This window comes from Bradyrhizobium sp. 930_D9_N1_4, from assembly GCF_052076015.1.
In the GTDB taxonomy this organism is placed as follows: Bacteria; Pseudomonadota; Alphaproteobacteria; order Rhizobiales; family Xanthobacteraceae; genus Bradyrhizobium.
This window is the reverse complement of the sequence record NZ_CP197236.1, coordinates 6,161,374-6,183,188: the sequence shown is the minus strand read 5'-3', so window position 1 is coordinate 6,183,188 and position 21,815 is coordinate 6,161,374. Positions and strand designations below refer to the sequence as shown.

Sequence of the window (21,815 nt, the reverse complement as noted above, 5' to 3'; positions counted from 1 at the left end):
TGATCTCGCGCAACCTTCAGACAAGGTTCGCAGCGGAGTGTCCCATACGTTCGCATTGGTACGAGGTCATATGCTGCTCAGTCGTGCGCAGGTACAGCAACTGCTCAATAATCTGCTGGAGCTTGGGCCGCGACGCCTGATGGCCTTGGGGCTGATCGGTTTTGCCGTTCTCGTTACCGTCGTCGGCGGCGCCTATTATCTGAGCCGGCCCGAGTTCGAAACGCTCTATACGGGCCTCAGCCGCGAAGACGTGACGCGCATGGGTGCCGCGCTGCGCGAGCAGAACATTACCTTCGACGTCAATACGGCGGGCGATGCGGTCTCGGTGCGCCCGAGCCAGACCATGCAGGCGCGGATGCTGCTCGCCGAGAAGGGGCTGCCGACCAGCGCCAATTCCGGTTACGAGCTGTTCGACAAGATCGGTTCGCTCGGCCTGACCTCGTTCATGCAGGAAGTGACCAAGCTTCGGGCGCTGGAAGGTGAGATCGCCCGCACGGTGCAACTGATGAAGGGCGTAAAGGCGGCGCGGGTGCATATCGTGCTGCCGGTGCGCGGCTCGTTCCGCGCGACCCAGCAGCCGCCTTCGGCGTCGGTCGTGCTGCGCACCGACGGTGCGATCGAGGCGCGCACGGCGCAGTCGATCCGCCATCTCGTTGCCGCCGCCATTCCCGGCATGAGCAAGGACAAGGTGACGGTGCTGGACGCCGACGGCTCGATGCTCCTCGCCGAAGAGGACGAGGCGAGCGCCGCGCCCACCAAGATGGCGAGCCTCCAGAAGACGGTCGGCGGCATGGTGCAGGAGAACATCCGCAAGGCGCTGACGCCGTATCTGGGCCTGGACAATTTCGAAGTCAGCGTCGCCCCGCAGCTCTCCACCGACAAGCGGCAGATCAACGAAACCGTCTACGACCCGGAGAGCCGCGCCGAACGTTCGGTCCGGAACGTGCGCGAGAAGGAATCGTCGCAGAACGCCGACCGTTCGACGCCCACCACGGTGCAGCAGAACCTTCCCGACCAGCAGGTCAACGCCGGCGGCGGCAAGAACTCAAACGAGGACAAGAGCCGCCGCGAGGACGTCACCAATTTCGAGGTGTCGTCCAAGACCACGACGACGGTGAGCGACGGCTATTCGGTCAAGAAGCTCTTCATCGCCGTGCTGGTCAACCGTGCGCGGCTCGTCGCGGACCTAGGAGACAAGAGCAACCAGGCCATCGTCGACAGCAAGCTCGCCGAAATCAGCGCGCTCGCGGCGACCGCCGGCGGACTGGACAAGACGCGCGGCGACCAGATCCAGGTGACGGCCGTCGACTTCATCGAAGGCTCGCGCGAGCTCGCGCCGGTGCCGCCGATCAGCTTCGTCGAGATGATCAACAAGCAGCTCGGCAGCGTCATCAACGCGGTGACGATCCTGGCCGTTGCTTCGATGCTGGTCTGGTTCGGTCTCCGGCCTGCCGTCAACGGCATCCTGACCCATCGCGCGGCGCAGGAGCAGACCGAGGCGGCAGAAGCCGCCGAGCTCGAAGCGGCGACGGCCCTCGCGCTGGCCAACAGCGAGGATCCCGAGCTCAACCTCGTCGAAGACCTCGAAGGCAAGATGCAACGAACACCGCAGAAGCGGCTGGAGCAGATTGTCCGGCTCGATCAGATGCAGGCAGCAGCAATCCTTAAGGATTGGATGCGACGCGAGGAGGCGGCATGAACGCGGCTATCGGAAAATTTCTGACGCAGTTCGACGCGAATGGGCGGGTCAAGTCGCCGCCGCCACCGCCGCCGCCGAAGATCCAGGACGTGCTGACCAGGCCGAAGGAGGTTCGGCGCGAGCCGCAGCCTCAGGCCCAGCCGCAGCGTCAGGCTCAACCGCAGCCGCAGCTTCAGTCGCCGTCACCGGTGCCCGAACCGGAAGCGCCGTCCGTCAATCTTCTCGAAGACGCCTATCGCCGCGGTCATGCCGCCGGTGTTGCGGACGGCGATTCCAGGGTTGCCGAGGAAAGGGTCCGCAGCGCGATCCGGCTCGGCGAAGAACGGTCCAAATGGTCCGACCAGCAGGCGGTCGCGATCGTTAACGGCTTCGAGGCGGCTTGCCGTGAGATCGAAACCAACATTGCGAGCTCCGTCGCACGCATATTGCTGCCCTTCCTTGCCGACGCCGTCCGCGACAAGGCGATTGGATCGCTGGTCGAGCAGATCGCGGCGCTGACCGGCAATTCGCCGGTGCCGGTGTTCAAGGTCACCGGCCCGAGCGAGCTGCTCGACCTCGTGCGAACGCAGATCGAGGCCAGCAGGCGAACGGGTATCGAATACGAGCCCGCCGAGACGCTCGAAGTCCGCGTCGTGGCCGACCAGACCGTGATCGAGACGCGGATCGCGACGTGGAGCGAGCGCCTGAACGAGGCGCGCCGGTAGTTCGCCATGGTGGAAGAAGTCAAGCACGAGCTGGTGATCATCCGACGCCGCAGCGCCTTCGCCGAGGAGGCGCATCACGGCGGCGTCTGGAAGATTGCCTATGCGGACTTCATGACCGCGATGATGGCGTTCTTCCTGGTGATGTGGCTGCTCAATGCGCTCAACCAGGACCAGAAGCAGGTGGTCGCGAGCTACTTCAACCCGATCAAGCTCGCGGAGAATGCACCCGCGCCCAAGGGGCTCAAGGATCTCGCCAAGAAGGAGCCGTCGCAGTTCGAGGGTCAGGACGGCAAGCGCCAGCCGGCGGGGCCGAACGAAGAGCGTCGCGGCGACTCCCCGACGGCGGAGAAGCCGGCCTCCTTTGAAGAGAAGATCCTGTTCCGCGATCCCTATGCGACTCTCGCCGAGATCGCGAACAGCGCGAACCAGGCCTCGGGCCAGCGCCGTGCCGGCGCTCTGACGTCGGCCGAAGAGGAGGGCCTCAAGGGCGGGGACGCCTACCGCGATCCCTTTGATCCCGGCTATTGGAAGCTGGCGCCGCAGATGTCGAAGGACGCGGATCGCTTCGTCGACAGCGAGCCAAAGCCGAACGCGTCCGCGCGTGACAAGGCGTCCGGAGCGGGGCAGAGCGAGTCGCAGGCGATCCGTGCCAAGCCGGACGATGCCGGCGGAAGCGTGGCTCCGAACGCGGACGCCTCGTCCGCCAGCATGTCGCCCTTGCTTCCACCGGGGCCCGCGCCGTTGCAAGCTCAACGCGATGGCAGTGCTCAGGCGAATGTGCAACCAGGCGCCCAGGCCGGTGCTCAAGCCAATGCCGCCGCGCAGTCGCGCCCCAACGACCAAGCGAAGAGTTCCGATCCGCGCGACGCGGCGCAGACCCAGCAGCCGACCGTCAAGCAGCTTCAGTCCGCGATCGCTGATGCGCTCTCCGATATCAAGGCCGGTGCCGGCCCGGTGGCCGAGGTTCGCCAGGTCGAGGAAGGCCTTCTGATCAGCCTGACCGACGATGCGAGCTTCGGCATGTTCGCAGTCGGCTCGGCCGAGCCGCGGCCCGAGCTGATCCGCGTGATCGACAAGATCGGGCCGTTGGTGACGAAGCGCCAGGGCGTGATCATCGTCCGCGGCCACACCGACAATCGGCCGTACAAGTCCGAGACCTACGACAATTGGCGGCTGTCGACCGCGCGCGCGCAGATGGCCTATTACATGCTGGTTCGCTCCGGTGTCGACGCGCAGCGGATCGAGCATGTCGAAGGCTATGCCGACCGGCGGCCGAAACTGCCGAACGATCCTGCGGCCGCACAGAACCGCCGGATCGAGATCCTGATCCGGGAGAAGCGCCCTTGATCAGGCCGCTCGTCGTCGCCGCGCTGGTGATGCTGCTGCCGTTCACGACGGTGCGCACGCTTGCCGATCCGGCGCCGTCCCAGCCGTCGGCCTCGACCGAGCCATATGAGCTCGTGCGCGGATTGCAGGCGGTGCAGGACGGCATCGCCCGTGGTGACACCGCCGCGCATGGCAGCCACATCGCGCTGATCCGCCAGATCGGCGAAAAATTTCTCGACGCCGACGCAAACGTGTGGAGCAGCGCGCAGAATGGCCAGGCCGTCGTCATCTACCTGCTCAGCGGCGGCGGACCGCAAATCGTCCGCAAGCTTCCACGCGACAAATTGAACGTCGACGAGCGGCTGTTCAACGGCGCGATGGCCTATGTCGAGGGTCGCCAGGACGAAGCGCGTGAGCTTCTCAAGGACGTCAAGCCGCGCACGCTTCCGTCGGGCCTGGGTGGGCAAGTCGCACTGGTCCAGGGTGCGCTGTTCGCGCGCGCCGAGGCGTCGTTAGCGATCGAGCGCCTCGACGACGCGCGCCTGCTCCTGCCCGGAACGCTTGTGGAGGAGGCGGCGTTGCGGCGCGAGATCCTGCTGGTCGGGCAAGCCGAGGATTTCGACAAGTTCGAGTTCCTGACGCTGGCCTATATCCGCCACTATCGTAACTCGGTCTATGCCGGCGACTTCTGGCAGCGCTTCTCCTCCGGGCTGACGCAATCGAGCCTCGCGCTCGACGAGCGCCGCTTTGCGCGCATCGTCACCCTGCTGGAGCAGATCGACCGCGCCAGCCGCCTCAAGCTTTATCTCGTGATCGCGCGTAGTGCGATGGTGAATGGACGGCTGGCGGTGACCCGGCTTGCCGGCGAGCGCGCACTGACACTCAGCGCCGATGCCACGGCGGAACGCGAGCGCGCGCATTTCTTCCGCGGCGTCTCGCGGGTGCTCACCGATGAATTTGACGGCGGCGTTGCCGAGCTGAAGGCGCTCGACCGGTCGAAGCTGCCAGAGCGCGATGTCCCGCTGCTGAATACAACGCTGCAGCTCGCGCTCGATGTCCGCAAGCCGTTCGCAGGCGGGCCCGCCGCCGCAGCCGAGAAGCCTCCGGTGACGCCGGCGCGTATCGATCTCGCGTCGTCGACCGCGACGCTGGCGCGCGCGCAGAAGCAGCTCGGCGAACTCGAACTCCTCACCAGGGATCGCCGTCCATGACGAAGCTCAGTGGAACCTCCGGACAGGTCTTTTCGGGCCTCGCCGAAAGCCTCAACATCCGCGGCACGTCGCGCTCCGGCAAGACCGCCGGGACGAAATCGGCGGCAGATTCATCGTTCAACGATCTGCTGCACACCGTCTCGAACCTCGCCAAGAAGGCGATCGGCGACGAGAGCGGTGATACGACCGCGAAGGCCGGATCGTTGCGGACGCGTCTGGCGCACCCGACCGGACAGGACAAGACCAAGGACGAGACGGTGCACGACCGCACCGAGGCGGCTGACGACACCAAGTCGGGCCACAAATCGTCTGCCGAGAAGTCCGATAAGTCGTCGGAAACGCTAGCTGCGGCCGACCACAACGCGAAGGCCGACGTTTCAGATCGCCCGACCGCTCCTGCGATCGTCGGCCAGGAACTCGCTGCCGTGCCGGCCATGAAGCCACAGATGCAAGCGCTGGCGGGTGAAAAGAATGATACGCCCGCACGCGATGACCGCTCCGCCATGACGAAGCGTGAGGTCCAGGCGACAGGCGCGGCGAGAGTTGCAGATTCCGAGCCTGCGCCATCCGCTGCCGCTCCGGCAGGTACTCGTTCACAGGCCGCGGCTTCACAGACGGCCGCCGCCGCGCAACAGGGCGACGATGCTTCGCCGAAGACCATGCCCGCGACGCCGGGCTTCGAGGCCATCACGGCCGATGTCTCACGTTCAGTCAAAGCCTCGGCGCGAGATACATTGCCCGAGACAACCAAGGTCACTGTGGTCCAGCAGGAGACTCACCTGCCGCCGACGCAGTTTGGGGTCACGCAGCAGGTCGCCAACGCGGTCGTCGCCGAGCTGAAGGAATCGCCGGCTGCGGCGGCTTCCAACGCGCCCGATCTTGCGGCGCCGCAGGCCACTGCGCCTGAGCCGCTCAAGATCCTGACCATCAATCTCGAACCGCCGGCGCTCGGCAACGTGACCGTGCGCCTTCGCCTCGTCGGCTCGGAAGTGTCCGTCCATCTCGCGGCGGAGCGCAAGGACACCAGCCAGATGCTCGACCAGCAGCGCGATTCGATCCGCGATCTCATGCAGTCGGCCGGCTACGTCGCCGACGTCGCGCCGGTGCAGCACGGCTCGCTGGACGGATTCCAGAGCGGCTCCGGCCAGTCGCAGCCGCAGCTCGCGAACCAGCAACAGTCGTCGTCGCAATCGCAAGGCACGTTCGGCGGCACGGGCACGTCGTCCGGGCAATCCGGCGACGGCGCGAAGCAGGCCCGGCAGGAGCGCCAGCCCAACCAGGAGACGCGTCATGATCAGGACGTGGGCCCGCAGCTTCGTCGCGGCCCTGTTTATCTGTAGCGCAGGCGCCGCGGCAGCGGCGACCGACAATGCGCGCCCGTGCGAGCGCGAGATGGCGCGTGCGTCCCAGCAGCACGGGATTCCGCTCGGCATTCTCTATGCGGTCGGCCTCACCGAGACCGGGCGGCGGGGTTCGCTGTATCCTTACGCGCTCGGCGCCGATGGCCAGACCGTGTTCGCCAAGGACATGAACGATGCGATCGCGAATTTCGAGACGATGCGGAGCAAGGGCATCAAGCTGATCGACCTCGGCTGCATGCAGATCAACCACTACTATCACGGCGACAAGTTCGCTTCGGTGCGCGCGATGTTCGATCCCGCCAAGAACGTCGAGTATGCCGCGCGGTTCCTGAAGGAGCTGAAGCAGCGCGAAGGCAGCTGGACCATGGCGGTCGCGCGCTACAACGCCGGCCCGAACAATCAGCCGGCGCAGAAGCGCTATGTCTGTCACATCGTGGCTCACCTCGTCTCGAGCGGCTTCGGTGCGTGGACCGACAAGGCGCGCTCGTTTTGTCAGCCGAAAACCACGTGACCACATGAAGTTGTGCATGGTTCCGAACCATCAGCCCCGCGCAAGCAAGAACCCCCATTGTAATTACAAACTACTAAAGGAGCCCAATCCATGAGCCTCTACGGCATTATGCGCACCGGCGTTTCCGGAATGGCCGCACAATCGAACAAGCTGTCGACGGTCTCGGACAACATCGCGAACGTCAACACGACCGGCTACAAGCGGGCTTCGACCGAATTCTCCTCGCTGATCCTGAAGAGCGGCTCGGGCAATTACGATTCCGGTGCCGTCGAGACGACCGTCCGTTATGCCATCAGCGACTCCGGCCATACCCAGTTCACGACGTCGACGACGGACCTCGCCGTTCAGGGCAACGGCTTCTTCGTGGTCTCGAACGCCAACAACACGCAGCAATACCTGACGCGCGCCGGCTCGTTCGTTCCCGACAGCCAGGGCAATCTGGTCAACGCGGCCGGCTACTACCTCCTCGGTCAGCCCGGTCTCGTGACCAACTTCTCGCAAAACAGCCTGGCCGGCATGCAGATCGTCAACATCGCCCAGGTTTCGCAGGTGCCCGTGCCGTCGACGGCGGGAACGCTCACGACCGGCAACCTGGATCCGACGGCCGCTGTCATTGCCGGCCCGCCCGGCCCGGCATCGTATTCATCGAAGAGCTCGATCGTGGCCTATAACAATATCGGCCAGCCTGTGACGCTCGACGTCTACATGTCCCACACGGCGACGGCAGCTGGCCTGGATACCTGGCAGGTTCAGATGTACAACTCCGCGACGGGTACGTCGCTCGCCCCCGCCACCACGTTCACCTTCGACACCACGGCGGCCGGAAAGGGCGCGCTGGATGCGGCGAGCCCGACGGGTCTCACCGTGAACGTCCCGGGCGGCGCGGCGCTGACTCTCGACCTGTCGAACATGACGCAGGTCGGCACCGACTTCAGCTTCAAGACCACCGTCAACGGCAGCGTCCCCGCGGCGATCGACAAGGTCGATGTCGACGAAGCGGGCCACGTGACGGCCGTCCTCACGAACGGCCAGCAGCTGACGCTCTATACGCTCATGCTCGCTAACGTTCAGAGCCCCGACAATCTGACTCCGGAGCCGGGTAACGTCTATTCGACCAACGCCAACTCCGGCAACGCGCAGGCCGGGAATGCCGGCACCGGCGGGCTCGGCACGATCCAGTCCGGCGCGCTGGAAGATTCCAACGTCGATCTCGCGGACGAGCTGACCGGGATGATCGAGGCGCAGCGCGGCTTCACCGCGAACTCGAAATCGTTCCAGACCGGCGCCGACCTGCTCGACGTCGTCGTCAACCTGAAGCGCTGAACCCTTCCGCGCTCATTCCGGGCCAGAGTCAATCATGTCCCTTACTGCTGCTCTCGATTCCGCCCGCTCGTCGCTCATGGCGTCGGGCATCCAATCGTCGACCATCTCGCGCAACATCGCCGGTGCAAGTGCCACCGGCTATTCGCGCAAGATTGCCGTATTGGACAATCTCCCCGGGACCGGCGTCTACGTGGCGGCGATCCAGCGCGCCGCCAGCTCGGGTCTCTACAACAACGTCTTGATCGCGACCTCGTCGTCGGCCAAGCAGAGCGCGATCTATGATGGTCTCCAGAAGATCGCAGCAGCCACGGTGGACGATCCGGAGCTCGACCAGTCGCCGACGGCGCAGCTCAATGCGCTGAAGCAGGCGCTCCAGCAATACGCCAACGCCCCGGACAACACGACGCTGGCGCAGGCCGCGGTGACGTCCGCAAAGGACATGGCGACCACGCTCAACCAGGCAACCAAGACCGTGCAGTCGGTTCGCGAAGGAGCGGACGCGGACATGGCGACCTCGGTCGCCAACATGAACCAGCTGCTCACCCAGTTCGAAAAGGTCAACACCGCGATCGTCAAGGGAACGATCTCCGGTGACGATGTCACGGACTATCTCGACCAGCGCGACAACATCGTCTCGAAGCTGTCGCAGGAGGTCGGCGTCTCGATGACGCTCCGTGCCAACGGCGATGCTGCGCTCTATACCGACAGCGGCGTCGTGTTGTTCGACAAGACGGCGCGCTCGGTCAGCTTTACGGCGACCAACATCTATACGGCAGGCACCACGGGCAACGCGGTCTATATCGACGGTGTCCCGGTCACCGGCGCCAATTCGGTGATGCCGCTGAAATCGGGCAAGCTTGCGGGCCTCGCTCAGCTGCGTGACAAGGACACGGTCACCTATCAGGGCCAGCTCGACGAAATCGCGCGCGGCCTGATCAATACCTTCAGGGAGAGCGATCAGACCGGCGCGGCGTTGCCCGACGTTCCCGGTCTCTTCACCTATTCAGGCGCGCCGGCGATGCCGGCGAGCGCCACCGTCTCGGTCGGCCTTGCCGGCTTGATCAGTGTCGCCGCGTCGGTGGATCCGGCCCTTGGCGGCAATCCGAATCTCCTGCGCGACGGCGCGATCAGCGGCAACGTCGCATACCGGTACAACACCGCCGGCAATGGCGGCTTCTCGGCCCGTCTCCAGCAGCTCATCGGCGGCATGGACGCGTCGCAGCCGTTCGATGCGACGACGCAAGGCAAGCCGAGCGGCAGCCTGGGCGACTTCGCGGCGTCATCGACGAGCTGGATCGAAAACCAGCGCAAGGCCGCGGACGACAACGCCACATACCAGAGCACGCTGCTCGAACGAAGCAATGCGGCGCTGTCGAACGTCAGCGGCGTCAATATGGACGACGAGATGTCCTTGATGCTTCAGGTCGAGCGCACCTATTCGGCGTCGTCGAAGATCATCTCGACCGTCGACGAAATGTTGCAGAGCCTGCTGGCTGCCGTGGGGAATTAAGTCATGATGAGCGCGAATTACATCTCGACCTTGATGCTGTCCTCGTCGTTGAGATCCTCGATCACGAACAATCAGGCCGCGCTGTCCAAGGCCTCGAAGGAAGCCACCACCGGCCGCTTCGCCGATGTCGGTCTCGAGCTTGGTGCCACGACGGGAAGCGACATGACGCTGAGGGCGGACTTCAGTTTCGCCGATCAGCTCGTCGACACCAACGGGCTCGTCTCGGGGCGCCTGGACACGACGCAGAACCGCATCACCCAGCTCAACACGACTGCAACGTCTTTCCTCAAGGATCTGATCGCCGCCCGCAGCACCGACGGTGGCGGCCGGATCATTCTGCCGCCTGCGTCCTCCAACCTTCAGGACCTGATCGGCGCGCTGAACGTGTCCTATAACGGCTCGTATCTCTTCTCGGGCATCAACACGCAGAACACGCCGGTCACGGCTTACACCGCCGGCTCGGCCAGCAAGAACCAGGTCGATGCGGATTTCCTGGCGACCTTCGGCTTCTCGCAATCCTCGGCCAGCGTGAGCACCATTACCCCGGCCCAGATGCAGACCTTCCTCAACACCACCTTCGATGCCGAGTTCGCGAGCCCGGCGTGGAACGCCAATTGGTCATCGGCGACCGACCAGGTCATGCAAAGCCGCATCTCCACGACCGAGGTCGCCGATACGTCCGTGAGCGCCAACCAGGCCGGCTTCCGCAAGCTCGCCGAGGCCTACACGATGATGGCGGATCTCGGAAACGCGAACCTCGATCAGGCGACGTTCCAGGTCGTCGTGGACAAGGCCATCGGCCTCGTCGGTAACGCCATCACCGATCTCGCTGCGCTCGGCGGCAGCGTCGGCACGGTCCAGCAGCGGGTCACCGGCGCGACCGACAAGCTCAAGGCGCAGCAGGACATCTTGAACAATCAGATCCTCAAGATGGAAGCGGTCGACCCGACCGAGGCTTCGGTCCGGGTCAACACCTTGCAAACCCAGATCCAGACGGCGCTCGCGCTCACCTCGCAGCTCCAGAAGATCAGCCTCATCAACTACCTCTGAGCCCGGACTGCTTCGGAAGGCTCGTAACCCTTGTCTTGTTTGGTCTCCTGCGCAGAGTGGTTCTGATGACGTTTGAAGCCTATGGAGCGGTTGTCGATGAAAGTGGCTATGAGGCGCGGGGCCGCGAGCGGCAGGCGCTCAGCCTCGGCATCGACCGGCTCGAGCGACTCCAGATAGGGCGCTTCAGCCGGGAGGACCAGGTCGAGAGCCTGCTCTATGTGCGGCGGCTGTGGACGATCTTCATCGAGGATCTCGCGCATCCGGAGAACGGACTTCCCGAGAAGCTGCGCGCCGACATCATCTCGATCGGCCTGTGGGTGGTCAAGGAAGCGGATCGGATTCGCGAGGAGAGGTCGAACGACGTGATGCAGCTCATCGAGATCAACCGCCTGATCCGGGACGCGCTCTGATGAAGATTTCCTTGCGGGCGGGCGAGCGCATCTACATCAACGGCGCGGTGCTGCGCGTGGACCGCAAGGTGTCGGTCGAGCTCGTCAACGACGTGATGTTCCTGCTCGAAGGGCAGGTCATGCAAGCGTCCGACGCCACCACGGCGCTGCGGCAGCTCTATTTCATCGTCCAGCTCATGCTGATGAATCCGACCGACGTCGCCGCCGCGGTGGCGCTCTATGGCGAGCATCACGCCGCCTTGCTCGCGGTCTGCGAAAGCCGCGAGATGCTCGACGGGCTCGCTGCGACCGACGAGCTGGTCGGTACCACACGCTATTTCGAGGCGCTCAAGCGGATCCGGGCGCTGTTTCCGGTGGAGGACGCCATCCTGGCCAGCCTCGCCGGCGCCATCACAGAAATTCCATTCGAGGCTGCCTGACAGCGGAGAGGTGACATGAACGTTTCAAGCGCGACCGACAGCACCAGCAAGTCCAGTTCGACCAGCTCGACTACGACCACGTCGAGCAACAGCGTCGACTACAATACGTTTCTTCAGCTCCTCGTTGCCGAGATGAAGAACCAGGATCCGACCAATCCGATGGACACGTCGCAATATATGAGCCAGTTCGCCCAGCTCTCGACGGTCGAGCAGGCCATGCAGACCAATACCAAGCTGGACGCGCTGCTGTCCTCGCAGTCGCTGTCGCAGGCCAACGGGCTGATCGGAAAGACCGTCAGCTTCACCGACGCAACCGGCGCGAGCTTCAGCGGCAAGGTCGTCTCGATCTCCATCAATAACGACGGTGCCATCGCAAACCTCGCGGACGGCACGAAGGTCGCGGTCGGCCCCGGGCTCACGATCAGCCAGTCATGAACGAGCGGGACGCCCTCGATATCGTCCAGGCGGCGATCTGGACCATCATCGTCGCCTCCGGCCCCGCCGTCGGCGCCGCGATGCTGGTCGGCACCGCCATTGCGCTGATCCAGGCGCTGACCCAGGTCCAGGAGGTGACGCTGACCTTCGTGCCGAAGATCATCGTCATCCTCCTGGTCGTCGCCGTCTCCGGTTCCTTCATCGGCGCCCATCTCTCCACCTTCACCGAGATGGTCTATTCGCGGATCGAGCACGGCTTCTGATCCGCGAGCGCCCGGGCACCACCCCCGCGTAAGCTTTGCACGGCAGATTGGGGGCGGACCCTCTGCCGGTGACCCATGGCCGATACGTTAGCTGCTAGCCTGCCGACCCCGCGACGCATCGGGGCTGACGCCTTTTTCGCGGCCGGTATCGTGGCCATGCTCACGATCCTGTTCCTGCCGATCCCGCCGATCCTGATCGATCTCGGACTTGCTTTCTCGATCGCGCTGTCGGCGCTGATCCTGATGGTTGCGCTATGGATCCAGCGGCCGCTCGATTTCTCCGCCTTCCCGACCGTGCTGCTGATCGCGACGATTCTGCGTCTGGCGCTCAACGTCGCCACCACGCGCTTGATTCTGTCGCGCGGTGGCGAGGGCGAGCAGGCCGCAGGTCACGTCGTCGCCGGCTTCTCCAAATTCGTCATGGGCGGCGATTTCGTCATCGGTCTGATCATCTTCGCCATCCTGGTCACGGTGAATTTCGTCGTGATCACCAAGGGCGCGACGCGTATCGCGGAAGTCGGCGCCCGTTTCACCCTCGACGCCATTCCCGGCAAGCAGATGGCGATCGACGCCGATCTGTCGGCGGGCCTGATCGACGACAAGGAGGCCCAGCGCCGACGCCGCGAGCTCGAAGAGGAAAGCGCGTTCTTCGGCGCCATGGACGGTGCATCGAAATTCGTCCGCGGCGACGCCATCGCCGGCCTGATCATCACTGCGATCAACATTTTCGGCGGCATCATCATCGGCGTCACCCATCACGGGCTGACCCTGTCGCGCGCCGCCGACATCTACACGAAGCTCTCCGTCGGTGACGGCCTGGTGACGCAGATGCCGGCCCTCATCGTGTCGCTGTCGGCCGGCCTGCTCGTCTCCAAGGGCGGCACGAGGGGCTCGGCCGAGCAGGCCGTGCTGCGGCAGCTCGGCGGCTATCCCCGCGCCGTGTCGGCTGCGTCGCTGATGATGTTCGTGCTGGCCCTGATGCCGGGGCTGCCGATGGCGCCGTTCGTTCTGCTCGGCGGCGCCATGGCCTTCGTCGGCTACTCGCTGCCGAGGCGGCAGGCCGCGCGCGAGCGGAAAGAGCATGCGCAGAAGGCCGATGAGCGCGCCCAGGCAGAGGCCAAGGACTCCGTCAAGGACTCGCTCAAGACGGCGGAGATCGAGCTGTCGCTCGGCGGTCATCTTTCGGTTCATATGCTGGGCTCGCGCACCGAGCTTGCGCACCGGGTCAGCAAGATCCGGAAGAAGTTCGCCAAGCAGTACGGTTTCGTCGTTCCCGACATCAAGCTCAGCGACAATCTGTCGATCGATCCCAAGGGATACCAGATCAGGATCCACGACACGCGCATCGCCCATGGCGAGCTCCGGCTGGGCGAGGTGCTGGTGCTCGTCGACAAGGACGGCAAGCCCGACGTTCCCGGCGAAGAGGTGATCGAGCCCGCTTTCGGCATGAAGGCGCTGTGGGTGACGGAGGCCTTCACCGACGAGGTCAGGCGTCAGGGCTGCAAGCCAGTCGATAATCTGTCGGTGCTGCTCACGCATCTGAGTGAGGTGTTGAGGGCGAACCTCGCACAGCTGCTGTCGTACAAGGACATGCGCGGGCTGCTCGACCGCCTCGATCCCGAATACAAGCGCCTTGTCGAGGATCTCTGCCCGTCGCAGATTTCCTATTCGGGCCTGCTGGCGATCCTGAAGATCCTGCTGGCCGAGCGTGTGTCCATCCGCAACCTCCATCTGATCCTGGAGGCCATTGCCGAGATCGCTCCCCATGTCCGGCGCTCCGAGCAGGTCGCCGAGCACGTGCGGACGCGGCTTGCCCAGCAGATCTGCGGCGACCTCTCCGACAGCGGCGTGCTGAACGTCGTCCGCCTCGGCAATCGCTGGGACCTGGCGTTCCACCAGAGCCTGAAGCGCGACGGCAAGGGCGACGTCATCGAATTCGACGCCGACCCGCGTTTGATCGAGCAGTTTGCGACCGAGGCCAGCGCTGCGATCCGCAAGTTCACCGAGAACGGCACCAATGTGGTTCTGGCGGTGACCCCGGAAGCGCGTCCCTATGTCCGGATGATCCTGGAGCGGGTGTTCCCGACCCTGCCGATCCTGTCGCATGTCGAGGTCGCGCGCAGCGCCGAGATCAGGGCGCTCGGAGCCATATCGTGATCAGTGGCCTCACCGACAGCGTGCTGGTCACGTTCATCGTGTTCTGCCGCATCGGCGCCTGCCTGATGCTCGTGCCCGGCTATTCCAGCATCAACGTTCCGGCCCAGGTCCGGCTGTTCGTCGCACTCGTCACGACGTTTGCGCTGACGCCGATCCTGATTGCTGTCCTGAAACCTCTCACCGACAATGCCCCGCCGCTGACGCTCGCGCTCCTGATCTGCTCCGAGCTGCTGGTCGGCAGCGTCATCGGCCTTGGCGGGCGCGTGTTCTTCCTCGCGCTCCAGACCATGGCGACCGTGATGGCGAGCGCGATCGGGTTGAGCAACATCCCGGGAACACCGGTTGGCGACACCGATCCGGCGCCGGCGCTGGTGCCGCTGATCATGACCGCCGTCACCACGCTGTTCTTCATGACCGACCAGCACTGGCAGGTTCTGCACGGGCTGATGAATTCCTACGACGTCTGGCAGCCCGGCAACAGGATCGGCGGCAGCATGGCACTCGACCAGCTCGTCAGCCGCCTGTCCGAGGCGTTCGTGCTGACGCTGCGGATCACGAGCCCGTTCATCGTCTACTCTGTCATCGTCAACCTGGCCGTTGGCCTGATCAACAAGCTGACGCCGGCGATTCCGGTCTATTTCATCTCGGTGCCCTTCGTGCTGTTCGGCGGCTTCCTGCTGCTCTACCTCACCAGCGACGAACTCCTGACGCAGTTCATGCTCGGGGTCTCGTCGTGGCTGGCGGAGTGACCGGTCATGAATTTGCGCGCGGACAAGCTCGGCCGGATGGTCTCACTCGTGAAGCTTCAGCTTCGGCTGTCCGAATGGCAGCTCGCGCATCTGCGACAGCAGGAGCGCAGCTTGCAGGACGAGCAGGAATGGCTGGTCGGAGCCTTGAACGAAGGGCAGCCGCCGGCGGGTTCGTCGAGCGACTCGATCGCGCGACGCCTGAACAGGACGAGCGTCGGTGCGCGAGCGCTCCAGGCCCAGGCGTCGCAGCAGCTCGACCAGGTCCGTTCGGAGACGCGCCGTGTGAAACAGCTCGAGCAGGTCGCCAAGGCCGCGCTTGCGGACAAGCTCCGCGACGCGGAAGCGCGTTCGCTCGAAGAAATGACGGGAATAAGCCCCGCCGCGCGCGACTGGACGCCGCGGCCAGCCAACCGGAACAAGACATGATCGTGACCGCGACGCCAGACCTCGTCCTCGACGTCCTCGATGCCGCCGACCCCGTGACGCAGCGCGCAGCGACGGCGAAGCTCGATGCCTTGAAATCGTCGGACGCCGATTTCGCCGCGACGATGGATGCGGAGATCGGCAAGGCCAAGGCGGCCGCTGCCGATCAATCTGCGTCGAAGGTCGTTGCCGGAGCCCAGTCGACGGCTGTGAACGGGCCGCCTGTGCAGGTCATCAAGGCGCCCGCATCCGGCGAGGTGTACAGGAAATTCGAGGCCTTCATTCTCCAGACCTTCGTCGAGACGATGCTGCCGAAGGAGTCGGAGCAGGTCTTCGGCAAAGGCACGGCCGGCGGCGTGTGGAAGTCGATGCTGGCGGAGCAGCTCGGCGCCCAGCTGGCAAAGGGCAAGGGCATTGGCATTGCCAAGCAGCTGGCCGCGTCGCGTCCGGCGGGGCCGGACGCGACGGCGAAGGCCGGATCATAGTCAGGGAATGGGTGACAGACGTTGAGGGGTGAATTTCCTATGCAGGCACAAGAGGGCGCGGCGGGCCTGGTGATGGAGCAGCCGGTCGTGGACGCCGGAGCGATGACGACGGAAGCCGCGGCAGGCGATGCGCTGTTGCCCGCGTTGCTGCCGAACGCCGGCAGCGAGGCGGTGATCCAGGGGACTGACGCGGTGAGATCGGACGAGGTCGGCGGCCTGCTGGCGGCGATACGCCGGCTCGCGACCATCGTCGAGGAAGAGACGGTCGCGCTCGCGACCGGCAAGAAGATCGATTTCGACGACTTCAGCGCCCGGAAGAGCCGGAGCATGCTCGAATTCGTTCGCCTGATGCGGGCAAGGATGCATCTCGGCAGCGAGGTCGAGGTCACCGAGGAGATTCAGCGGTTGCGCGAGAAGCTCGAGCGAAACCGCTCCATCCTCGAAATGCACTACGATGCGGTGCGTGAGGTCGCGACCATCATCGTCAAGGCGATCAAAGACGCCGAATCGGACGGCACCTATACCGGGCGCGCAGCACAGGACGGAAAATGATCAGACTCGTGCTGGCCGGGCTCTGGGTATGCATCCTCACCGCGGGCACGAGCTATGCCGTGGCCTATTGGAAGGAAAACGGCAGCCTGCTGCCGGCGAAGGACGAATTTCTCGAGGGGCTGCAATACCAGAAGACGCGGGCGCTGAGCGTGCCCATGGTCGAAGGCGGCAGCGTACAGGGCTACATCGTCGCACGCTTCGTCTACACCATGGAGGGGCGGACCATGCACCAGCTCAACGTTCCGCCGGAGCCGTTCGTCGTCGATGAGGCCTTCCGCAGGATCTATGCCGACGACAAGCTCGATTTCAGGAAGCTCGCCCGCTACGACCTTTCCATCCTCACGACGGCCATCAAGCAGCGCGTCAACCAGCGGATGCAGGCCGATATCGTCCAGGACGTCCTCGTCGAGGACTTCAATTACGTTTCCAAGGAAGAATTCCAGAAGCAGTAGGTGCGCGGCGCCCGCGTCGCGAGGCCTCTGTTCCGCAATTTTCGTCGCCGAACGTGCAACGGCCTCTGCGAAGGAAGCTTCGCAGAGGCCGTTGTCGGTTTCGTGGCAGTGCTCCGTCGCGTCAGTTTCCGGCCGGGTACGCCACCGGAGCCGCATGCGCCCTGTTCAGGAGGATGCCGACCTCGTCGAGCTCCTGCATCGGCACGTCGATGGTCGTCTCGCCGGCCGGGATGTTGAGGCGGTATCCGACATAACGCCGGGCCACGATCGCGTCGAAGCCGAGGCGGTCGCGGAGCTTCTTGCGCAGCTTGCTGACGTGGCTCTCGATCACACTCTCGTCGAAGGTCGACTCGAAGATGCCGTAGACCGCGTTGAAGATCTGCGTCTTGGTGACCCACTTGCCGTGGTTGCTGACCATATATTCGAGAATGCGCAGCTCGCGGCGGGGCAGGGTGAGGGCGTGGCCCGCAATCTCGGGGTCACGTCCGTTGAAGAAGACCTGGACCCTGGTCTCGCAGGGCCTCGGCAATTCGCCCACCCGGCGGCGCGCGATTGCGGCCGTTCGGGCGAGGATCTCGCGCAGGTGAATCGGCACGTGCACGACGTCGTCGACGCCCGATTCGAACAGCTCAAGCGTGTTCTTGAGCATCTTCTGGCCGCTCATGGCGATGATGGGAGCCGAGGAGCGCTTGCGCATCGCCCGCGGCAGGCTTCCGCGGGCATCGCAATCCCCGAGGAGGAAGGCGTCGACCGCTGCCAGATCCGATTCACTCGCAGATTGCAGCCAGTCCCAGAATTCTCCGGAGGAGAAGCCGATCGACGATACACCTTCGCGAACGAGCCCTCCAACGTAGCTGTTCGTGACGCTCTCGCGATCATCAACGATAATATACATCAGTCTTTCGCCCCTGTTTCGCACTTTGTTGCGGCCGGATGCTTGTTGTGATGCCCGGCTCGGCAACGATGCTGTTTGACGACATTCCTTCCCGCGAACCGTTGTTATGGTTTCATATTCGCGGGCAGCCCTACGCATTCAGTGCCCACGTGTGCGGGCCTGCTACTTCGACTCGATACTGAACGCTTACTGCGTGAGGCCCGGCGGGTGTCTTACGGATCACCCCACGGAGCGGATTGAGACGACCTAGAACAGTTGCGCCAAGTTGCTTATCCGAACGCACCTGAACCCAGTCGATCTCCTCGCCAACTGGCGAGAATCACTTGAGTAGGACCGTAACAATTGCCGATTTCCGATCAAGCGCGCGCTGCAAAGCGATTGCTATGTATGTTTGATGCTGTTGATTCATTGCCGGTTGTTTCTTTGTATATCCAACCGCATCAGTTGATTTGATATCCGAACTAGTTTCGCACTGTGACGTTTTTAAAGTTCCGCATGTCCGTATAATCACAGCTATTTTGGGTGGTGTTGGCGTCGATGCGCATAGAGGGGTTTTCAACCCGGGATTGACTCTCCTGCCGGTGTTTCCATGTGCGACAATTCGACTCATGTATGGCGAGGCGACTCCAGCTTGGCGAAATCTTGGCGAGTGTGTGTCTTTCGAGTCGCACTCCCGCCATGTGTATGACGCGTTTGACTCATGCGACGTCGCATCGCGCGCGATGAAAAGTTTTCGATGCGCACGTTTCGGGCAAGCTTCGGCAAATAACTTCGTCGTTCGACAGATCGAACTGAACGGAGCATTTTCACATGTTGTCCGATGGACAAGCTCGTCCCCACGAGACCGCTGATGTTTCTGCGGCAGCGAAGCCTGCTCCGGATGCGCGCACGACAAACACGACGCAGACCGCAAGGCCCGCTGCAAATGCAAAGCGTGCATCGGCTGCGGCGAACGACGAAACTCTGGCGAAGGAAGCGCTCGAGGGCTTGAAGCGTATTCGCGCCAAGGCGCGCCTCGACAAGATGGCGATACCGAAGCCTGCACCAGTCGTGATGAAGCCGGCCGTGATCGTGGCCAAGCCGCCGCCGCCGCGGCCGACATGGGTCGCGCCGCTCGCGACATTGGCAGTGGCCGCGATCCTGGTGGTCTGCGCCTGCACCGGCGTCATCGCCTATCTCACCACGCAGCCCGCCCAGAGCAACGTTGCAGCCAACACGGAGATCAGGAATCTGCGCGAGACCGTCGCGCAGCTGCGCAAGCAGGTGTCGGGCGTGTCCGAAAATCTCGACGGCCTGCGCACCGCGGTCGATCAGTCGAGCAAGGCGACCAACGACCGTTTCGGCAGGTTCGCCGAAAACCTGGACCGGATCGAGCGCGTGAGCTCGTCCTCGACGGTGAAGCTCGACAAGCTTGCCCAGGCGCAAGCCCAGACCCAGGCGCCGGCCACCGTTGCCGCGCAGCAGCCGTCGCAGACGATGCCGATGATGGCGTCGGTCGCCGCGCCTGAGATCACCGGCTCGGTTCCTCCTTCGGCGCCGCGCAAGGTGATCAAGGGCTGGTCGGTTCGCCAGGCCTATGAGGGGATCGCGATCCTGCAAAGCCCGAACGGCGTGATCGAGGCCGTGCTGGGACAGCAGGTGCCCGGCCTTGGCCGCATCGAGGAGATCAAGACCGAGAACGGCCGTCTGGTGGTGGAAACCAGCGGTGGTGTCATCTATTCGTCACGCAAGGCGACGCCCTGATCGAGCACCGCCGCTACTGGCGGTGATGCTCGAAGCTGGTGCATAGCAGATCGACCTCCGCCTCCGCGATCGGCGCGCGAAACAGGCGGCAGCTGAATTCGGCATTCGCCTTGCTGTCGGCGGCGGCGCGATCTTCGCGCAGGAAGATGCACCGCTTGCAAACGTCGGTATGATGCCGCTGCTCGGCGGCGTCCGCCTGATCGAGCACGTGCCGGAGCGTGTCGCGAAACTGGAGCTTGGCCTCGTCGTCGAGGACGGCGATCGCCTCGAGCAGAACGCTGATGGGATCGCGCACCAAGAATTTCTTGCCCTGTTGCGTCACGCTCAGCATCACCGATCGCTTGTCTGTGGCGGAGCGCTTGCGCTCCAGATATCCGAGCCGTTCGAGCTCGCCGATGATGAAGGAGGCGGTGCCGCGCGTGGTGCCGACGTAGCTTGCGAGCGCCGAGGGCGTCCGCGAGAAGCGATTGGCGCGGGAGAGAAAGCGCAACGCCATCCATTCGCGGTCGCGCAGGCCGTGCTTGGTGCCTTCGAACCACAGGATGCGGGCCATCTGCCCCAACAATTCAATCGCTTCGCGAGCTAAAATCATCTCAGGTCCGGATCGGATAAAGCTTTATTCAATTGACTTCTCGGTCGCGCAATCTGGGCGGGCGGGAATGAGGCTGTCGGGCGATGCTTCGCTCGAGGAGGACGACTCACCGCGCTTGGAAGACGCTTCTCCGTTCTGGAGATGGAGGTTTCGGACGTGGAACTAGAGCGTCACACAGAAAGTTCGAGTAAATCGCACGGCTCAACTCTTCTGAAAATTTCAGTCAAATGACCCGCGTCGCCGCGCAGGATTCCGATCAAGTGCCGCGTCTGGGCAACATGATGTGTCCTTACGGCCACCGCGCAGCCCATTTGTTGCAGCCGGACGTTTCGAATCGCGCGCACGAGCGCAGCGCCTGCAACCCGCAGCAGCGCAAATGATGCCGGGAGAACCACCGGTTTCGGTTAATGGATGTTGCGGCGCAATGCGGCCAGACGGTTAAATCCGAAATACGATCGCACCAATCGTACGGCTTGCTGCCGTTCGCCGGAGTCTGCGTCACCTTCGGAAGCGGTGCGGCGCGACGTGGGCCTGAACGCGGCGCGCTCGCAGGCTGGTGACTTGCATTTCGCCGGCAACTATCGGCGAATGCCTCGCCTGAAGGATTCAGGGCCAGGCACCAGGAAGGATGTATCGATGAGCATTGACACCACCATGACGTCCGACGTCGTCGGGCTGACGAAGGTCGCCCCGGTCTCGCGTCGTGGATTCATGAGCGCTACTGCGGCTGTCGCGGCCGGCTACACGCTTGCCGCCGGACCGGTCCGCGCGGAGGCGATCACGACCGACACTGGCGGCCTCCAGGCCGGCGATGCCAGGATCAAGGTCGGCTCCGAGGAGATGCCTGCCTATTTTGCCCGCCCCGCCGGCAACACCAAGGCGCCGGTGATCATTGTGGCGATGGAGATCTTCGGCCTGCACGAATACATCAAGGATGTAACGCGGCGCCTCGCCAATCTCGGCGCCTTCGCGATTGCGCCCGACTATTACTTCCGCAAGGGCACCGACCTGACCAAGGTCGCCGAGATCAAGGACCTGCTGCCGATCGTCAATGCCAAGCCGGACGCCGAGCTGCTGTCGGACCTCGACGCGGTGGTGGCATGGGCAGGAGCGCAGGGCGGCGACACTGCGAAACTCGGCATCATCGGCTTCTGTCGCGGCGGCCGCACGGTCTGGGAATACGCCGCCCACAGCGGCAAGCTCAAGGCCGGTGTTGCGTTCTACGGCACGGTGGTCGATCCCGCCAATCCGCTCTGGCCGAAGAGCCCGATGCAGCTCGCTCCCGAGATGAAGGCGCCGGTTCTCGGCCTCTATGGCGGCGCCGATACCGGCATTCCGGTCGCCCAGGTCGAGCAGATGAAGGCCGCGCTCGCGGAGAACAAGAAGACGGCCGAATTCAAGATCTACCCCGAGGCGCCGCACGGCTTCCACGCCGACTACCGCGGCAGCTACCGCAAGGATGCGGCGGAAGACGCCTGGAAGCAGGCGGAGGCCTGGTTCAAGAAATATGGAGTGTTGAGCTAACGCCGGAATCCAGAGGGGCGG

General features: G+C 64.1%; 24 protein-coding genes. 22 read left to right on the top strand and 2 right to left on the bottom strand.

Annotation, left to right across the window (positions count from 1 at the left end; all coding sequences use genetic code 11):
* Positions 1-70: 70 nt before the first annotated feature.
* The 19 genes from fliF (at position 71) to AB7532_RS29330 (ending at position 17,040) form a co-directional block, all read left to right on the top strand.
* The gene (gene fliF, locus AB7532_RS29420) at positions 71-1,699 is read left to right on the top strand and encodes a flagellar basal-body MS-ring/collar protein FliF (RefSeq protein ID WP_441238176.1); all 1,629 of its coding nucleotides are present in this window, start codon (positions 71-73) and stop codon (positions 1,697-1,699) included.
* Positions 1,696-2,403, top strand: coding sequence for a hypothetical protein (locus AB7532_RS29415; RefSeq protein WP_441238175.1), 708 nt, complete (start codon positions 1,696-1,698; stop codon positions 2,401-2,403). Before fliF ends, AB7532_RS29415 begins: the two co-directional genes overlap by 4 nt.
* A gap of 9 nt (positions 2,404-2,412) precedes the next feature.
* On the top strand, positions 2,413-3,750 hold the full coding sequence (locus tag AB7532_RS29410) for a MotB family protein (RefSeq protein WP_441239377.1): 1,338 nt from the start codon (positions 2,413-2,415) through the stop codon (positions 3,748-3,750).
* The gene (locus AB7532_RS29405; RefSeq protein WP_441238174.1) at positions 3,747-4,940 is read left to right on the top strand and encodes a chemotaxis protein; all 1,194 of its coding nucleotides are present in this window, start codon (positions 3,747-3,749) and stop codon (positions 4,938-4,940) included. The genes AB7532_RS29410 and AB7532_RS29405 overlap by 4 nt, the downstream gene beginning before the upstream one ends.
* On the top strand, positions 4,937-6,280 hold the full coding sequence (gene fliK, locus AB7532_RS29400; RefSeq protein ID WP_441238173.1) for a flagellar hook-length control protein FliK: 1,344 nt from the start codon (positions 4,937-4,939) through the stop codon (positions 6,278-6,280). Before AB7532_RS29405 ends, fliK begins: the two co-directional genes overlap by 4 nt.
* Entirely contained in the window at positions 6,231-6,812 is a 582-nt protein-coding gene (locus AB7532_RS29395) for a transglycosylase SLT domain-containing protein (RefSeq protein WP_441238172.1), read from the top strand. Before fliK ends, AB7532_RS29395 begins: the two co-directional genes overlap by 50 nt.
* Positions 6,813-6,902: 90 nt before the next feature.
* Positions 6,903-8,135, top strand: a complete 1,233-nt coding sequence (locus AB7532_RS29390; protein ID WP_441238171.1) for a flagellar hook protein FlgE — start codon at positions 6,903-6,905, stop codon at positions 8,133-8,135.
* A 34-nt stretch (positions 8,136-8,169) separates the two neighbouring features.
* Complete coding sequence (flgK, locus tag AB7532_RS29385; protein ID WP_441238170.1) at positions 8,170-9,645, top strand: flagellar hook-associated protein FlgK; 1,476 nt, start codon at positions 8,170-8,172, stop codon at positions 9,643-9,645.
* Positions 9,646-9,648: 3 nt separating this feature from the next.
* On the top strand, positions 9,649-10,695 hold the full coding sequence (locus AB7532_RS29380; protein ID WP_441238169.1) for a flagellar hook-associated family protein: 1,047 nt from the start codon (positions 9,649-9,651) through the stop codon (positions 10,693-10,695).
* Positions 10,696-10,760: 65 nt separating this feature from the next.
* A complete protein-coding gene (flaF, locus tag AB7532_RS29375) occupies positions 10,761-11,105 on the top strand; it encodes a flagellar biosynthesis regulator FlaF (protein WP_441238168.1) in 345 nt (114 codons plus the stop codon).
* On the top strand, positions 11,105-11,524 hold the full coding sequence (gene flbT, locus AB7532_RS29370) for a flagellar biosynthesis repressor FlbT (protein ID WP_441238167.1): 420 nt from the start codon (positions 11,105-11,107) through the stop codon (positions 11,522-11,524). The genes flaF and flbT overlap by 1 nt, the downstream gene beginning before the upstream one ends.
* A gap of 15 nt (positions 11,525-11,539) precedes the next feature.
* Positions 11,540-11,959 (top strand): flagellar hook assembly protein FlgD, encoded by a 420-nt coding sequence (flgD, locus tag AB7532_RS29365; protein WP_441238166.1) that lies wholly within the window; start codon positions 11,540-11,542, stop codon positions 11,957-11,959.
* Positions 11,956-12,222: a flagellar biosynthesis protein FliQ gene (gene fliQ, locus AB7532_RS29360; protein WP_014492683.1), complete on the top strand. Its 267-nt coding sequence runs from the start codon at positions 11,956-11,958 to the stop codon at positions 12,220-12,222. The genes flgD and fliQ overlap by 4 nt, the downstream gene beginning before the upstream one ends.
* Positions 12,223-12,297: 75 nt before the next feature.
* The gene (gene flhA, locus AB7532_RS29355; protein WP_441238165.1) at positions 12,298-14,379 is read left to right on the top strand and encodes a flagellar biosynthesis protein FlhA; all 2,082 of its coding nucleotides are present in this window, start codon (positions 12,298-12,300) and stop codon (positions 14,377-14,379) included.
* Positions 14,376-15,128, top strand: coding sequence for a flagellar biosynthesis protein FliR (gene fliR, locus AB7532_RS29350; RefSeq protein WP_441238164.1), 753 nt, complete (start codon positions 14,376-14,378; stop codon positions 15,126-15,128). The genes flhA and fliR overlap by 4 nt, the downstream gene beginning before the upstream one ends.
* A 6-nt stretch (positions 15,129-15,134) precedes the next feature.
* On the top strand, positions 15,135-15,554 hold the full coding sequence (locus tag AB7532_RS29345) for a hypothetical protein (protein WP_441238163.1): 420 nt from the start codon (positions 15,135-15,137) through the stop codon (positions 15,552-15,554).
* A complete protein-coding gene (locus tag AB7532_RS29340; protein WP_441238162.1) occupies positions 15,551-16,036 on the top strand; it encodes a rod-binding protein in 486 nt (161 codons plus the stop codon). Before AB7532_RS29345 ends, AB7532_RS29340 begins: the two co-directional genes overlap by 4 nt.
* 39 nt (positions 16,037-16,075) lie before the next feature.
* Positions 16,076-16,588 (top strand): flagellar biosynthesis protein FlgN, encoded by a 513-nt coding sequence (locus AB7532_RS29335; RefSeq protein WP_441238161.1) that lies wholly within the window; start codon positions 16,076-16,078, stop codon positions 16,586-16,588.
* The gene (locus AB7532_RS29330; protein WP_441238160.1) at positions 16,585-17,040 is read left to right on the top strand and encodes a hypothetical protein; all 456 of its coding nucleotides are present in this window, start codon (positions 16,585-16,587) and stop codon (positions 17,038-17,040) included. Before AB7532_RS29335 ends, AB7532_RS29330 begins: the two co-directional genes overlap by 4 nt.
* A 121-nt stretch (positions 17,041-17,161) precedes the next feature.
* On the opposite strand, the gene AB7532_RS29325 is transcribed toward AB7532_RS29330, so the two are convergent.
* On the bottom strand, positions 17,162-17,935 hold the full coding sequence (locus AB7532_RS29325) for a response regulator transcription factor (protein WP_441238159.1): 774 nt from the start codon (positions 17,933-17,935) through the stop codon (positions 17,162-17,164).
* 810 nt (positions 17,936-18,745) lie between these two features.
* On the opposite strand from AB7532_RS29325, the gene AB7532_RS29320 reads away from it, so the two are divergent.
* The gene (locus AB7532_RS29320) at positions 18,746-19,678 is read left to right on the top strand and encodes a hypothetical protein (protein ID WP_441238158.1); all 933 of its coding nucleotides are present in this window, start codon (positions 18,746-18,748) and stop codon (positions 19,676-19,678) included.
* 13 nt (positions 19,679-19,691) lie between these two features.
* Here the strand turns inward: AB7532_RS29320 and AB7532_RS29315 are convergent, their stop codons facing one another.
* A complete protein-coding gene (locus AB7532_RS29315; RefSeq protein WP_441238157.1) occupies positions 19,692-20,270 on the bottom strand; it encodes a MarR family winged helix-turn-helix transcriptional regulator in 579 nt (192 codons plus the stop codon).
* 227 nt (positions 20,271-20,497) lie between these two features.
* Here AB7532_RS29315 and AB7532_RS29310 point away from each other — a divergent pair, with 227 nt between their 5' ends.
* Positions 20,498-20,650, top strand: a complete 153-nt coding sequence (locus tag AB7532_RS29310) for a hypothetical protein (RefSeq protein WP_441238156.1) — start codon at positions 20,498-20,500, stop codon at positions 20,648-20,650.
* Between the two features lie 256 nt (positions 20,651-20,906).
* On the top strand, positions 20,907-21,794 hold the full coding sequence (locus AB7532_RS29305; protein WP_441238155.1) for a dienelactone hydrolase family protein: 888 nt from the start codon (positions 20,907-20,909) through the stop codon (positions 21,792-21,794).
* Positions 21,795-21,815 lie beyond the last annotated feature (21 nt).